11 protein-coding genes are annotated in these 14,075 nt (G+C 70.8%); 7 read left to right on the forward strand and 4 right to left on the reverse strand.

Annotated features, from left to right (window positions below; genetic code table 11):
• Nucleotides 1-326 precede the first annotated feature (326 nt).
• The gene (locus BJ982_RS07130) at nucleotides 327-857 is read right to left on the reverse strand and encodes a DUF5318 family protein (protein WP_311772236.1); all 531 of its coding nucleotides are present in this window, start codon (nucleotides 855-857) and stop codon (nucleotides 327-329) included.
• A 23-nt stretch (nucleotides 858-880) separates the two neighbouring features.
• Between BJ982_RS07130 and BJ982_RS07135 the strand changes: the two genes are divergently transcribed.
• Together BJ982_RS07135 and BJ982_RS07140 are read left to right on the forward strand one after the other, a co-directional pair.
• A complete protein-coding gene (locus BJ982_RS07135; RefSeq protein ID WP_184877697.1) occupies nucleotides 881-1,537 on the forward strand; it encodes a PadR family transcriptional regulator in 657 nt (218 codons plus the stop codon).
• A 13-nt stretch (nucleotides 1,538-1,550) separates the two neighbouring features.
• On the forward strand, nucleotides 1,551-2,630 hold the full coding sequence (locus BJ982_RS07140; RefSeq protein WP_184610354.1) for an inositol-3-phosphate synthase: 1,080 nt from the start codon (nucleotides 1,551-1,553) through the stop codon (nucleotides 2,628-2,630).
• 134 nt (nucleotides 2,631-2,764) lie between these two features.
• Here BJ982_RS07140 and idi read toward each other — a convergent pair whose 3' ends face one another.
• Nucleotides 2,765-3,355, reverse strand: a complete 591-nt coding sequence (gene idi, locus BJ982_RS07145; RefSeq protein ID WP_239122961.1) for an isopentenyl-diphosphate Delta-isomerase — start codon at nucleotides 3,353-3,355, stop codon at nucleotides 2,765-2,767.
• Between the two features lie 311 nt (nucleotides 3,356-3,666).
• Here idi and BJ982_RS07150 point away from each other — a divergent pair, with 311 nt between their 5' ends.
• The gene (locus BJ982_RS07150) at nucleotides 3,667-4,962 is read left to right on the forward strand and encodes an MFS transporter (protein WP_184877701.1); all 1,296 of its coding nucleotides are present in this window, start codon (nucleotides 3,667-3,669) and stop codon (nucleotides 4,960-4,962) included.
• A 37-nt stretch (nucleotides 4,963-4,999) separates the two neighbouring features.
• Here the strand turns inward: BJ982_RS07150 and BJ982_RS07155 are convergent, their stop codons facing one another.
• Entirely contained in the window at nucleotides 5,000-6,316 is a 1,317-nt protein-coding gene (locus BJ982_RS07155; protein ID WP_184877703.1) for an adenosylmethionine--8-amino-7-oxononanoate transaminase, read from the reverse strand.
• A 68-nt stretch (nucleotides 6,317-6,384) separates the two neighbouring features.
• Nucleotides 6,385-7,821, reverse strand: a complete 1,437-nt coding sequence (locus BJ982_RS07160; protein ID WP_184877705.1) for a CCA tRNA nucleotidyltransferase — start codon at nucleotides 7,819-7,821, stop codon at nucleotides 6,385-6,387.
• A 143-nt stretch (nucleotides 7,822-7,964) separates the two neighbouring features.
• Between BJ982_RS07160 and BJ982_RS07165 the strand changes: the two genes are divergently transcribed.
• From BJ982_RS07165 to BJ982_RS07180, 4 genes are all read left to right on the forward strand, one after another.
• Nucleotides 7,965-8,543, forward strand: a complete 579-nt coding sequence (locus BJ982_RS07165; RefSeq protein WP_184877707.1) for an aminoacyl-tRNA deacylase — start codon at nucleotides 7,965-7,967, stop codon at nucleotides 8,541-8,543.
• Between the two features lie 46 nt (nucleotides 8,544-8,589).
• Nucleotides 8,590-10,773, forward strand: coding sequence for a DUF6049 family protein (locus BJ982_RS07170; RefSeq protein ID WP_184877710.1), 2,184 nt, complete (start codon nucleotides 8,590-8,592; stop codon nucleotides 10,771-10,773).
• Nucleotides 10,770-12,383, forward strand: coding sequence for a murein biosynthesis integral membrane protein MurJ (gene murJ / locus BJ982_RS07175; protein WP_184877712.1), 1,614 nt, complete (start codon nucleotides 10,770-10,772; stop codon nucleotides 12,381-12,383). Before BJ982_RS07170 ends, murJ begins: the two co-directional genes overlap by 4 nt.
• A 180-nt stretch (nucleotides 12,384-12,563) precedes the next feature.
• Entirely contained in the window at nucleotides 12,564-14,066 is a 1,503-nt protein-coding gene (locus BJ982_RS07180) for a protein kinase family protein (RefSeq protein WP_184877713.1), read from the forward strand.
• Nucleotides 14,067-14,075 lie beyond the last annotated feature (9 nt).

The following is a 14,075-nucleotide window of genomic DNA, read 5'->3' on the forward strand; positions in this document are numbered from 1 at the left end:
GCGGTGCGGCCGGACGGCGTCCCCCACTGCCCGTCACCGTCGGACGGGGCGGGACGCCGGGGCGTGTGCTCCGGGGCCGATGCGGAAGGAGATGCCGGGTATCCGCCGGTGGGCGCGCCCCCTTCGGGCGAGCGACGGCGCCGCCCGGGGCGAGCCGATCCGCCGGGGCCCTCACCTGGGGTGGGCCGGCCTGACGGCTCGGGGCCATAGCTGCTGTAACTCACGCGTCCTCGTTGGGTCATCTGGCGATCTGGAGGGTTCTTCGACGTCCGTCCGCGCCGGCACGCGGGAGAGCGTGCCGTCCCGGGCTGGAAGCCGACCACGGCCTAGGTCTCGGGGATCCGCCCGTCCACGCCGGAGCCGCCTGGTGGCCCGCCGTTGCCTAGGACGAAGGAAACCGTCAGGTGATTCCATGAACAACCTTGGCAGACCTCGACAACGTAGACCCGGAATTCCTCGTATTCATGGGCCATCTGAACAAGGTCTGACGTGGCTTTTACATGTCCTGTGACACGACCTAGCTGGTCTCCGTACACATATGTGACATGGGTCACGTTCCGGTGCTCGCAGATGGGGCAGACGCGTTTCGTCGGCTCCCCGTGGTACCGCGCGGCGCGCAGGAGGTACGGATGAGCGTCGCAGACATCACGCCTGGTCATGCGACCGGAGCGCAGCGACTGGAGGGTCGCGCGCTTCGCGAGGCCGTAATCAACGACCCCCCGCTGTGACCACATGAGCGTCAGACTACGACTTTTTTCACTATTCCGCCCATCTGGTTGACGGTTTCGTCGATTGCAGACTATGCCGACCGGACGTATCCTCGGGATGTATCGAGCCGATACATCAGTACAACACATCGATGTGAGAGGGGGCGGTTCCAGTGGCGATCGGCAGAGGCGGGGTCCTGGAACTGGCCGTGCTCGGCTCGCTTCACGAAACACCCTTGCATGGCTATGAGCTGCGCAAACGGCTCAACGCCCTGCTCGGCATGTTCCGGGCGTTCTCCTACGGTTCTCTCTATCCGTGCCTGCGGCAGCTCCTGGCCGCGGGGCTGATCGCGGAGGAGCCGCCGGACGGACACGCCTCCGGCTCGGCGGCTCAGGCCACGCGGGAGACCACTCCTCCGCTCGCCGGCCGCCGGTCGAAGATCGTGTACAAGCTCACCGCCGAAGGCAAGGAGCGCCTGCAGGAGTTGCTCACCCAGGCGGGCCCCTCCTCCTGGGAGGACGAGAGCTTCGGTGTCCACTTCGCCTTCTTCCGCCACACCGAGGCGGAGGTACGGCTGCGCATCCTCGAAGGGCGCAGGAGCCGCCTGGAGGAACGGTTGGAGGGGGTTCGCACGGCCCTGGCCCGCACGCGCGAGCGGCTCGACAGCTACACGCTGGAGCTGCAGCGCCACGGCCTGGAGTCCGTCGAACGCGAGGTCCGCTGGCTCAATGAGCTGATCGATACCGAACGGGCGCAGGCCGTCCGGGCGAAAGAGAACAGGGCACAGGCACCGGACGCCGGGCCCGTTCCCGATAAGACGAATGAGTAAAGGAGCGAGTGCGATGGGTTCCGTGCGCGTAGCCATCGTCGGTGTCGGTAACTGTGCCGCGGCGCTGGTGCAAGGGGTGCATTTCTATAGGGACGCCGATCCGGCCACCCGGGTACCGGGCCTGATGCACGTCCGGTTCGGCGACTACCACGTGGGCGACGTCGAGTTCGTCGCCGCGTTCGACGTCGACGCCAAGAAGGTCGGGCGCGACCTCTCCGAGGCCATCGTCGCCTCGGAGAACAACACGATCAAGATTTGCGACGTGCCGCCCACGGGCGTCACCGTGCAGCGGGGCCCGACCTACGACGGGCTCGGGGAGTACTACCTCCAGATGATCGAGGAGTCCGACGAGTCGCCGGTCGACGTGGTCGCCGCGCTCAAGGAGTCCAAGGCCGACGTCCTGGTGTCCTACCTCCCCGTGGGCTCGGAGGAGGCCGACCGCTTCTACGCCCAGTGCGCCATCGACGCGGGCGTGGCCTTCGTCAACGCGCTTCCCGTCTTCATCGCCTCCGACCCGGTCTGGGCGCAGAAGTTCACCGACGCCGGGGTGCCCATCGTCGGCGACGACATCAAGTCCCAGGTCGGCGCGACCATCACCCACCGGGTCATGGCCAAGCTCTTCGAGGACCGCGGGGTCGAGCTGCTGCGCACCTACCAGCTCAACTTCGGCGGCAACATGGACTTCATGAACATGCTGGAGCGCCAGCGCCTCCAGTCCAAGAAGATCTCCAAGACGCAGTCCGTCACCTCGCAGATCCCGCACGAGATGGGCAAGGCCGACGTCCACATCGGCCCGTCCGACCACGTGCCGTGGCTGGACGACCGCAAGTGGGCCTACGTGCGCCTGGAGGGCAAGTCCTTCGGCGACACCCCGCTGAACCTGGAGTACAAGCTGGAGGTCTGGGACTCGCCGAACTCCGCGGGCGTCATCATCGACGCGATCCGGGCCGCGAAGATCGCCATGGACCGCGGCATCGGAGGCCCGATCCTCTCGGCGTCCTCCTACTTCATGAAGTCGCCGCCGGAGCAGTACTCCGACGACGAGGCCCGCGACGCCGTGGAGAAGTTCATCCGCGGCGAGATCGAGCGCTGACCGTCGCACCTGGCGCCTTCGCCGCCCTCACGCCGCCCGTGACCCGCGCGGCGTGACGCCCGGCCCCGCCGTCTCCGAAGCGCCCGGTTCCACGTGAAACCGGGCGCTTCACCATCTCCACCGCCGAACCGCTCCTAGCGCGCGACCCTCGCCGCGGGCGGAAGATCGGCCGGGTCGGCCTCCGGCCAGGTGGAAGGGTCCGGGCCGAGGGCGGCGAGCAGGGGGACCTGCTCCGCGCACCACGGCGAGATGGCCAGCAGCCCGCTCATGACGTCTTCGGCGAACTCTTTCCACGGCATCCAGCGGACGTCGCCGACCTCGTCCGGGTTGGGTCGTGGCGCCTCGGTGACCAGCGCCCGGTAGACAGGGCACATCTCGTGTTCGACCGTGCCGTCGTTCATCTCGGCGCGGTAGGCGAAGCCCGGCAGCACCAGCACGACGCTCGCCGCGGTGATCCCCAGCTCGTACGCCAGCCTGCGTGCCACGGCGTCCGCGGGCTTCTCCCCCGGCAGGGGATGGCCGCAGCAACTGTTGGTCCACACACCCGGCCAGGTGCGCTTGTGGGACGCCCGCCGGGTCAGCAGCACACGCCCCTCGCCGTCGAACACATAGCTGGAGAACGCCAGATGGAGCGGCGTGTCGGCCCCGTGCACGCTGCTCTTGGGCGCGGTGCCGATCGCCTCGCCCTCGGCGTCCACGAGGACGACATGTTCGTCATGGGTCACCTGATCGAGATTACGTGGTGACGACGGCCGGGCCTGCTCGGACGGCCCCCCGCCGCCCCCAAACGTCGCAGAAGCCTCCGTCACAGGCATGCAAAACCCATCCCCGACACCCCAAGCATCCACACCTCAGGGAAACAGGAGGCCGTGACGGCCTTGGCCTGAGAACGAAGGCAGGGTCGTTCGATGCCGTCCCGACGAGGGGCGGGGCGGCATGCCCGGGCACTACAGCCGGTTCAGGGTCGTCTGTCCCTTAGGGGGATCGGGGATGTTCCCGATGTGGGCGCGGGGACGCGGCCACTAGGCTGACGCGCGTGTCATACGTCTCCGACCTCCGCGCCGTCCTTCGAGGCCGGGACTTCCGACGTCTCTTCGCCACGCGGCTGGTCTCCCAGTTCTCCGACGGCGTCTTCCAGTTCGCCGTGGCCGGCTACGCCTTCTTCACGCCCGAGAAGCAGACGACCGCCGCCGAGGCCGCGGTGGCGATGGCCGTCCTGTTCCTGCCCTATTCGATCCTCGGCCCGTTCGCCGGAGTGTTCATCGACCGCTGGTCGCGCCGCCAGATCCTCGTGATCGCGCCCATCGTCCGCGGCACGCTGCTGGTCGTGGCGGCCGTGCTCGTCGCGGCCCAGGCCCCCGACTGGTGCTTCTACGCGGCCGCGCTGGCGGTGCTGGGCGTCAACCGCTTCTTCCTCTCGGCGCTCAGCGCGTCCCTGCCGCACGTCGTGGACTCCGAGCGCCTGCTTCTCGCCAACGCCGTCACCCCGACCTCCGGCACGGTCGTCACCTTCATCGGCGCCGGAGCGGGTTACCTGCTGCGCCTGCTCTTCGGGTCCGGGCAGGGCGGGACGGCCCTGTTGCTGGTCAGCTCCGGGCTGATCTTCGGACTGAGCGCGTTCATCGCCGCGACCATGGCAAGGGCCCTGCTCGGGCCGTCGTACGACCCGAGCCTGCCGCAGGCGCGCGAGGCCCTGCGCAACGTGATCACCGGCCTCGTGGACGGCGTACGGCACATCGTCCACATGCGGGCGCCCGCCGCCGCGCTCGGCAGCATGGCGGCCCATCGGTTCTTCTACGGCATGACCTTCGTCATGACCGTGATGCTGTACCGCTTCTACTTCACCACCGACGCCGAGGCCGGCCTGAGCCACCTCACCGGAGTGCTCGCCACCTCGGGCATCGGCTTCTTCATGGCCGCCGTGATCACCCCGTGGGCCACCGAGCGCTTCCGCCCGGAGTCCTGGATCCCGATCATGCTGACCACGGCGGGCGTGCTCGGGCTGGTGCTGTGCCTGCCCTTCCGGCAGCTCGGCTTCCTCGTCGCGGGCTTCGTCCTGGGGGTGGCCGGCCAGAGCGTGAAGATCTGCACGGACACGATCGTGCAGAGGGACGTCGAGGACGCCTACCTCGGCCGGGTCTTCGCCATCTACGACATGCTCTTCAACGGCGTGTTCGTCATCGCCGCCGGCGTCGCGGCGCTGATGCTCCCGGCCAACGGCAAGTCCTACGCCGTCCTCGTGGTCGCCGCCGTCGGCTACGTCCTCAGCGCCCTGGCCTACCGCCTGATCACCACCCCCAGATCCCGCACGGCCCAAGAAGTCGCCCAATAGCCCCCACCGCCTCCGGCGGCCCCGTCGTGTGGGGCGATCAGGCCGGGAGGGCGTGGGCGGCGGCGAGCATGGCCCGGGTGATTCTGGCCAGGTCGTCGGGGTGCGTGCTGTAGGGCGGCATCGTATATATGAGGTGTCCGAAGGGGCGGAGCCAGACGCCGTGCTCCATGACGATGTCCTGGACCTTGGGCACGTCGACGGGAGCCCGGGTCTCGATGACGCCGATCGCGCCGAGCACCCGGACGTCCTTCACGCCGGGAGCGCGGGCCGCCTCGGCGAGCCCCTCGGCCAGGCCGTCCTCGATACGGCCCACCTCGTGCCGCCAGGGCCGTTCGCCGAGCAGCGTCAGTGAGGCCTCGGCCACCGCGGCGGCCAGCGGGTTCCCCATGAACGTGGGGCCGTGCATCAGCACCCCCACGCGCTCGGCGACCCCGGCCGTGCACAACGTGGCCGCCATCGTCAGATAGCCGCCGGTGAGCGCCTTGCCCACGCACATGATGTCGGGGGTGACGCCCGCGTGGTCGCAGCCGAACAGCTCGCCCGTGCGGCCGAAGCCGGTGGCGATCTCGTCGGCGATCAGCAGCAGGCCGTGCGCGTCGGCCAGCTCGCGCAGCCGCCTCAGATAGGCCGGGTGGTAGAAGCGCATGCCCCCGGCCCCCTGGACGACGGGCTCGACGATCACGGCGGCCAGCTCGCCGGCGTGCCGCGCCACCAGCTCGTCCAGATGGCGCAGGTACGCCTCGTCGACCGGCCAGGCGTCGGTGCCGGCCCCTTCGCCGGGGACCCGGCCCGCCGGGAAGCCGAGGGGACGGCCGTAGCCTGCCGGGGGGCGGTCGGCGAAGACGTGCTCGGGCAGCACGCCGGTGAACATGTGGTGCATGCCGTTGACCGGGTCGCACACGGCCATGGCGCCGAAGGTGTCGCCGTGGTAGCCGCCCCGGACGGTGAGCAGGCGGCTCCTGCCCGTGGCCTGGATGGCCATCTTTATCGCGACCTCGACCGCCACCGAGCCGGAGTCGGCGAGGAAGACGCGCTCCATGCCGGTCATGGCGGCCAGGCGGCGCGCGACCCGCACGGCCGGCTCGTGGGTGAGGCCGCCGAACATGACGTGGGCCATGGTCGCGACCTGGTCGCGGACGGCGGCGTTCAGGCGCGGGTGGTTGTGGCCGTGAATGGCCGCCCACCAGGACGACATGCCGTCGATCACCTCACGGCCGTCCGACAGCCGCAGCCGCACCCCCTCGGCCCCGGCCACCGGATGGGCGGGCGTGGCCGGGGAGGCGGGGGCGTAGGGATGCCACAGGTGCCTGCGGTCGAGCTCACGTATCGTTTCGGCGTCCACGCGGGAAACCATAGCCGGGGAGGCCGAGGCCGTTCCCGGCCTCGCCCGCGCCTGTGGAAAACCGCCGGCCCGGCGCGGTGTCAGCCGGTCAGTCCCTGCTCGCGCGCCCATTCCAGCAGGGCCTCGCGGGCGGCGTCCTTGCCGAGCACGCCCTTGTCCAGCCGCAGGTCCAGCAGGAACTTCCACGCCTTGCCGACGACGGGGCCGGGACCGATGCCGAGAGCCTCCTGGATCTCGTTGCCGTCGAGCTCCGGCCGCATCTTGGCCAGTTCCTCCTCGTCGGCGAGCCGGGCGATGCGCCGCTCCAGCTCGTCGTAGGTGCGCGAGAGGGCCTGGGCCTTGCGCCGGTTCCTGGTGGTGCAGTCGGCGCGGGTCAGCTTGTGCAGGCGGTCGAGCAGGTGGCCGCCGTCGCGGACGTACCGGCGCACGGCCGAGTCGGTCCACTCGCCGGTGCCGTAGCCGTGGAAGCGCAGGTGCAGCTCGACGAGGCGGGCGACGTCGGCCACGACGTCCTTGGGGAAGCGCAGCTCGGTCAGCCGCTTCTTGGCCATCTGGGCCCCCACCACCTCGTGGTGGTGGAAGGAGACCCGGCCCGCCTCCTCGTAGCGGCGCGTCTTGGGCTTGCCGATGTCGTGCAGGAGCGCCGCCCAGCGCAGCACGCGGTCGGGTCCGGCGGCCTCCTGGGCGATGGCCTGCTCAAGGACGATCAGCGAGTGCTCGTAGACGTCCTTGTGCCGGTGGTGCTCGTCGATCTCCAGCCGGAGCTTGGGCAGCTCGGGCAGAACGTGAGCGGCGAGGCCGGTGTCGACGAGCAGGCCGAGGCCCTCGCGCGGCCCGGCGCCGCAGATCAGCTTGTCCAGCTCGTCGCGGATGCGTTCCGCGGAGACGATCTCGATGCGCCCCGCCATCGCCGTCATGGCGGCGACCGCGGCGGGGTCGACGGTGAAGCCGAGCTGGGAGGCGAAGCGCGCCGCGCGGAGCATGCGCAGAGGATCGTCGTCGAACGACTGCTCGGGGGTGCCGGGCGTGCGCAGCACCTTGGCCCCGAGGTCGGCCAGGCCGCCGTGCGGGTCGACGAACTCGTGGCCGGGGAGGCGCACGGCCATCGCGTTGACGGCGAAGTCGCGGCGCGCGAGGTCGGATTCCAGGGTGTCCCCGTAGGCGACCTCGGGCTTCCTGGACTTGGCGTCGTACGCCTCGCTGCGGTAGGTGGTGATCTCCAGCAGCCAGCCGCCCTTGCGCACGCCGACGGTGCCGAAGTCGATGCCGATGGTCCAGATCGAGTCGGCCCAGTCGCCGACGATCTCCAGCACTCTCTCGGGACGCGCGTCGGTGGTCAGGTCGAGGTCGTTGCCGATGCGGCCGAGGAAGACGTCACGGACCGACCCGCCGACCACGGCGAGCTCGTGCCCGTGCCCGGCGAACAACGCGCCGAGCTCATCGGCGATCGGGGCGATCCGCCGGAACAGGTCGATCACGGCTCTCTGCTGACTAACGCTCAGATTTGAGACGGACAAGCTGGGTAGGTCCTTCGGTCACGAAACAGAATCTCCGCGCTGGCCCTGGTGTGACCCGCCCGGGACGAAAACCAAGCGATCACCAGGTGACGGTCGGTCGCAGATCTGTCGGGGGCACCCGGACATGACAAGGAGCACGAGAGATGAAAGACGCCCTCGCGATCCACCGCTGGCTCCTGTCCCACCAGATCCACCATGAGATCGTACGGCTTCCGCGCGCGTTGACGTGCGTCGACGATCTCCCTCACATCCTCCAGGTGGACCCTTCCGCGTGCGTCCGGGTCACGGTCTTCGAGGTCACGACCCGCAGTTCCCGCGCGCCGGTCGCCGTGGTGACCACGGTCGCCCGCCCGCCGCGGCCGGGCGCCGTGGGCGCGGTCCTCGGCGCCAGAAGGGTACGTCCCGCGTCCGCGTTCCTGGTCAATTCGGCCACCGACTACGCGGCCACATCGGTGTCGCCCCTTCTCCTTCCCGAAGATTTGACCGTGCTGATCGACGAGTGCCTGACCGAGCCGGAGACGCCGGACCGGCTCGTCTACACGGCCACCGGCGAGCGGCGTACGGCGCTGCGCCTGCGCGTCCTGGACCTGCTCGGACTCATGCGCGGCAGGTACGCCGACCTCCAGGGCTCCCGCCACCGGACGGTGCGGGTGCCCGGGGCCCGCGAGCCCCGCCCGGCGATGGGGTCGCCGCGGCACGACTCGCCGCCCGCTCTGCTTTAGGCCATACCATTCAGGGCGTGCGCCGAACTCCACCCCTGGCCGGCACGTGACTCGCGGAGCCGCCCTGATCTCCGTCCTGACCGCCGCCTTCCTCCTCGTCCCGGCGGCGGTCGCCGGTGCCGCGCGCACGACGGGGCCACGGGCCGAGCCGGCGGCGGTCGCCGCCAAGGGCCGTCAGGACGCGCAGATCGTGGTGAGCTCCATCACCCCGCAGGTTCCGCGTGACCCGTCCACCCCGGTGAAGATCTCCGGCACCGTGACGAACACGAGCGCCGCGCCGATGTCGTGGGTCTCCATCCACCTGCGGTTCTCGCGCCAGCCCTTCGCCGACCGGGCGTCGATGCAGGCGTTCGCCGACGGCGGGCAGATCCTCGACTCGATCCGGCGCAGCGTGCCGGTGAGCCAGCTCCCGGCCTCGGGCAAGACGCCGTGGGAGTTCACCGTCACCCCGGCCGAGCTGCAGATGTTCCGCTTCGGCGTCTACCCGATCACGATCGTGCTGGCGAACGGCGCCGGCCAGCAGATCGCCGCGCAGCGCGGCTTCCTGCCGTACGCGCCGGGCGACCAGAACGTCGTCCGCACCAAGATCTCCTGGGCGCTGCCCCTGGTCGACCAGCCCCACCGCGGCGACGACGCGACCTTCGTGGACGAGGGCCTGAAGCAGTCGCTCGCCGACAACGGCAGGCTCGGCAAGATCCTCAAGATCGCCGAGACGCCGGCCAAGGGGGTCACCTGGTTCGTCGACCCCGCCCTGCTCGACGACGCCCGCGCCATGTCGCAGGGCTACTCCCTGATGGACCCCAAGGCCACGGCCAAGTCCCTGACCGAGGGCGCGGGCACGTCCAAGAAGCCGGCCGACCAGAACGCGGCGCAGTGGCTGCGGCGGCTCCGCACGGCCCTGACCGACGTCCCCGTCTCGGCCACCCCGTACGCCGACCCCGACGTGGCGGCCGTCAGCCACCAGGGCCTCGACTCGATCACGCGCACGGCCCTGGACACGGGCACCGCCGTCGCCACCGAACTGCTCGGCAAGGACGTCACCACCGACGTGAACTGGCCGGTCGGCGGCGTGATCGACCACGACGGCCTGGACGCCCTGTCGGTCGGCGACGTCCGCACCGTCCTGCTGTCGTCGGCGGCGCTCCCGCCGAACCCGCCCATCGCCCACACCCCCGACGCGGCGGCCGGTCTGGAGACCGTGGACGGCACGGTCGGCGTGGTCATGGCCGACGACGTGCTGAGCCGGCTCCTCACGGCCGACCCCGCCGGCGCCGGCGGGCCCGCGCTGCTCACCCAGCGCTTCCTCGCCGAGACCGTCATGATCGGCGCCGAGCGGCCGCAGGAGGCCCGCACGGTCGTCGCCGCACCGCCCCGGCGCTGGAACCCCGACCCCGCCCTGGTCACGAGCCTGCTCAAGGCCGTCGGGTCCGCCCCGTGGCTGAAGCCGGTCACGCTCGACTCGATCAAGCCGGGCAAGGTCGAGCTCCCCCGCGGCGATCTGGCCTACACCGACAAGGACAAGCAGGCCGAACTCGGCAAGTCCTACCTCTCCGGCGTCAGGAAGCTGAGCAGGCGCGCCGACCTGACGGCCGTCGTCACCGGCGACCGGCGGCGGGTCTTCGACACGGCGCTGCTGCGGCTCGCCTCGGCGGCCTGGCGCGGCCACACCGGCGCGGCCGCGCCGCTGGTCAAGCAGGTCGACGCGGCGGTGACCACGCGCACCAACGCCATCTCGGTGACCACCGGCGAGCAGGAACGCATGCTGGCGGGCAAGAACGGCGTCGTGCCGATCAGCATCCGCAACGACCTCCCGGACCAGGAGGTCACCGTCGGCGTCAAGATCACCTCGGGCGACCGCAAGCTGCTCGCCATCGGCTCCTACGAGTCCCCGGTGACGATCAGCCCCGGCAAGACCCGCCCCATCGACATCCCGCTGATCGCCAACGGCGGCGGCCAGGCGACCATCAAGGTCCAGCTCACCAGCGAGAACGGCGTGCGTTACGGCGCGCCCGTCGAGGTCACCGTGCGCACCACCGGCTACACCGGCATCGCCCTGGTGATCGTCGGCGCCGCCCTGGCCGTCATGCTGGCCGCCGTCACGTTGCGCTTCGTGCGCCGGCGGCAGGCCAGGCGCCCGTCCAACCGGCGCAGGGGCGGGGGCCCGCCGCCCCCGGCCGTCCCGGAACCCGTCCGGCCAGAAGCCGTCCAGCACCGAGAGGGGCCCGCATGAGCCGCATGTTGCGCGCGAGCGCGATCATGGCCGCCGGCACGATGGTCTCCCGGGTAACCGGCTTCGTCCGGACGGCCGTGCTGGCCTCCACGATCGGCGTGCTGGCCCTGGGCGACGCCTACAACGTGGCGTTCATGATCCCGATGATGCTGTTCGACTTCCTCATCGGGGGCGTCCTGAGCAGCGTCGTGGTCCCGATGATCGTCCGGGCGCAGAAGAGCGACGCCGACGGCGGGCGGGCGTACGAGCAGCGGCTGATGACCGTCGCCACCCTCGCGCTGATCGCGATCGCGGCGCTCGGCGTGCTGTTCGCCCCGCTGCTGGTGGACGTCATCACCACGGACATGGACCCGGTGAAGACCGAGGTCACGGTCACGCTGACGCGGTACATCCTCCCCCAGATCGCCTTCTTCGGCATCGGGGCGATCGCCGGCGCCATCCTCAACACCCGCGACCGGTTCGGCGCGCCGATGTGGGCGCCGGTGCTCAACAACATCGTGGTCATCGCGGTCGGCGTGACCTACCACGTCGTCAGCGGCGCGGGCGCGAACATCCGTGAGGTGACGTCCTCCGACCTCGCCCTGCTCGGCCTCGGCACCACCGCGGGCATCGTCGCCCAGTCGATCATCCTCATCATCGCCGTGCACCGGGTCGGGTTCCGGTTCGTGCCGCGGTTCGACCTGCGCAACGCCGGGCTGGGCGAGATCGGCAGGATGGGCGCCTGGACGCTGGCGTTCGTGGCGTTCAACCAGGTCGGCCTCACCATCACGGCCAACCTCGCCACCGGCGCCACCGCCAAGGCGGGCGCCGCGCACGTGGCCGGCATCGCCTCCTACAGCTACGCCTACCAGTTCTTCCAGCTCCCGTACGGCATCGTCGCGGTCTCGGTGATCACGGCGATGCTGCCCCGCATGAGCCGGTACGCCCATGAAGGGCAGTTCGGCGCGATCCGGCAGGAGTTCGTGTCCGGGGTCCGCCTGGTCTCGGCGGCGATCGTGCCCGCGGGGCTGATGCTCATGGTGCTCGGCCCGGCGGTGGCCGTGCTGGTCTTCGCGCACGGCAGCACGTCGGTGGACGACGCGCTGAACATCGGCAACGTGCTGCAGGTGTTCGGGCTCGCGCTGGTGCCCTTCTCGATCTACCAGTTGCTGCTGCGGGTGTTCTACAGCTTCGGCGACACCAGGACCCCCGCGCTGATCGCTCTCGGCAACGTCGTCGTGAACGCCTCGGTGGGGTTCGTCCTCTATCTCACGCTGCCGCCCCACCTCATCGTCATGGGGCTCGCGCTGTCGTTCACGCTCGCCTACGTCATCGGCGGGGTGGTGGCCTGGCGGCTGGCGGCGGCCAAGGTCGTGGGCGGGCTCGGCGGCAGGGACGTCGGCGTGGGCCTGTCGCGCATGTACCTGGCCTCGATCCCGGCGGCCGCCCTGGCGCTGGCCGTCCTGTGGGCCACCAAGCAGTTCGCGGGCATCACTCCCCTGAGCTCGGCGATCATGCTGGCGGTCGGCGGCGGCGCGGGAGCGCTGATCTACCTGTTCACCTCACAGCGGATGCGCATCACCGAGATCACTTCGATCATTGGACTTGTGGCCGGCCGGGTAGGGCGCTAGGCATAGGAACCTGGAAGTCCGGTTCGCCCTTGTTCCAAGGGCAACACGGGCGGGACCCGCTCCGGACTACCATGGTGCCGGTGCGCGGTGGAGACCCGGGCACGGGCCGGCTACAGGGAGCAGGAGGGGCGTGGGGGTTTTCGCACGGACATCACCCACGGCCGAGGAGAGGAACGCCGTATGAGCGCCCCTGCCGTGGAGCCCGGCGGCCGACTGGCCGACCGGTTCCGCCTGGAGGACCGTGTCAACGAGTCCGGTGGCGCCACCTTGTGGAAGGCCATCGACGAGGTGCTGGCGCGGCCCGTCTGCGTTCTCACCCTCGCCCAGCACTTCGAGCGCGTCGCCGAGGTCGTGACCGCCGCCCGGGGCGCCAGCCGTCTCACCGACCCTCGTCTCACCCAGGTCTTCGACGCCGCTGAGGAAGACGGCCAGGCGTACGTCGTCAGCGAGTGGGTCACCGGCGAGACGCTCACCGACATGGTGTCCGGCGGGCCCTTGGCGCCCGAGCGCGCGGCGGCGCTGGTGGCGGAGGCCGCCGAGGCCGTCGCCCACGCCCACCAGGCCGGCCTCGCCCACCTGTGCCTCACGCCCGACCGTCTGATCTGGACGGCCGGCAACACCGTCAAGCTGCTCGGCCTGGCCGTGGACGCCTCGCTCGCCGCGATCGAGAGCGAGGACCCCGCCCGCGAGGACGCCCAGGGGCTCGGCCGCCTGCTCTACACCGCGCTGACCGGCCACTGGCCCGGCGAGGGCGACGTCGGCCTGCCGCCCGCCCCGCTCGACGACGGCAAGGTGTGCACGCCGCGCCAGGTCACGGCCGGTGTGCCCGGGTTCCTGGACGCCATCACCTGCCGTGCGCTGCTGCAGGAGCCGCGCCGGGGCCTGCCCGCGCTCACCACGCCCGCCGAGGTGGCCGAGGCCCTCGCCGAGGTCCCGCGCCCCGCGCCGGTGCCGGTCGCGGCGATGCCGCCGGCCGTCGGGCTCCGCTCGGAGGCCCCCGACGACCTCGACCAGGGCAGGCCGGTGCGTCAGCACGAGCCTTTCCATCCGCCGGCGCAGCCTCCGCCGTCCGGGTCCGGCGGCGTGGCGGGGCGCGTCCTGGTGACCGTGGTGGTCCTCCTGGTGATCGCCGCGGTGGGCATCGGGGCGTGGATGCTCGGCCAGAGCCTCGGCAAACAGACGCCGGAGGCCAAGCCGTCGGTGACGGCCTCCCAGGCCCCCTCGCCGAAGATCGTCTCGGTGAAGCCCGCGAGCGCCACCGGCTTCGACCCCCTCGGGGACGACCTCGCCGAGCATCCCGAGCTGGCCGGCCTCGCGATCGACGGCAAGGCGTCCACCGAGTGGCACACGCTGAGCTATTCCAGCCCTGAGCTCGGGCGCCTGAAGGAGGGGGTCGGCCTGCTGCTGGACATGGGCAAGGCGACGCCCGTGTCGGACGTCGTGGTGTCGCTGGGCGACGCGCCGGGCGCCAGTGTGCAGCTCAAGGTGGGCGACAGCCCCGAGCTGCGGGCGCTGAGAACGGCCGCCAAGCAGGAGAACGTCTCCGGCACGGTGACCCTGACTCCGGAGAAGGCGACCACCGGTCGGTACGTTTTGATCTGGTTTACGCGCCTTCCAGCCTTCGGGCCGAAGTTTCGTGGCACCATCTATGAGGTAGTGGTGAACTCTCCCGGATCGGCCTAACAGGACACG

Origin of the sequence: Sphaerisporangium siamense, assembly GCF_014205275.1 — a bacterium.
GTDB classification, from domain to species: Bacteria; Actinomycetota; Actinomycetes; order Streptosporangiales; family Streptosporangiaceae; genus Sphaerisporangium; species Sphaerisporangium siamense.

Coding starts and splice junctions, on each gene's coding strand:
- murJ (WP_184877712.1), top strand. CDS start 10,770: ATGAGCCGCATGTTGCGCGCGAGCGCGATCATGGCCGCCGGCACGATG.
- BJ982_RS07180 (WP_184877713.1), top strand. CDS start 12,564: ATGAGCGCCCCTGCCGTGGAGCCCGGCGGCCGACTGGCCGACCGGTTC.
- BJ982_RS07165 (WP_184877707.1), top strand. CDS start 7,965: ATGAAAGACGCCCTCGCGATCCACCGCTGGCTCCTGTCCCACCAGATC.
- BJ982_RS07130 (WP_311772236.1), bottom strand. CDS start 857: ATGTGTTGTACTGATGTATCGGCTCGATACATCCCGAGGATACGTCCG.
- BJ982_RS07140 (WP_184610354.1), top strand. CDS start 1,551: ATGGGTTCCGTGCGCGTAGCCATCGTCGGTGTCGGTAACTGTGCCGCG.
- BJ982_RS07155 (WP_184877703.1), bottom strand. CDS start 6,316: ATGGTTTCCCGCGTGGACGCCGAAACGATACGTGAGCTCGACCGCAGG.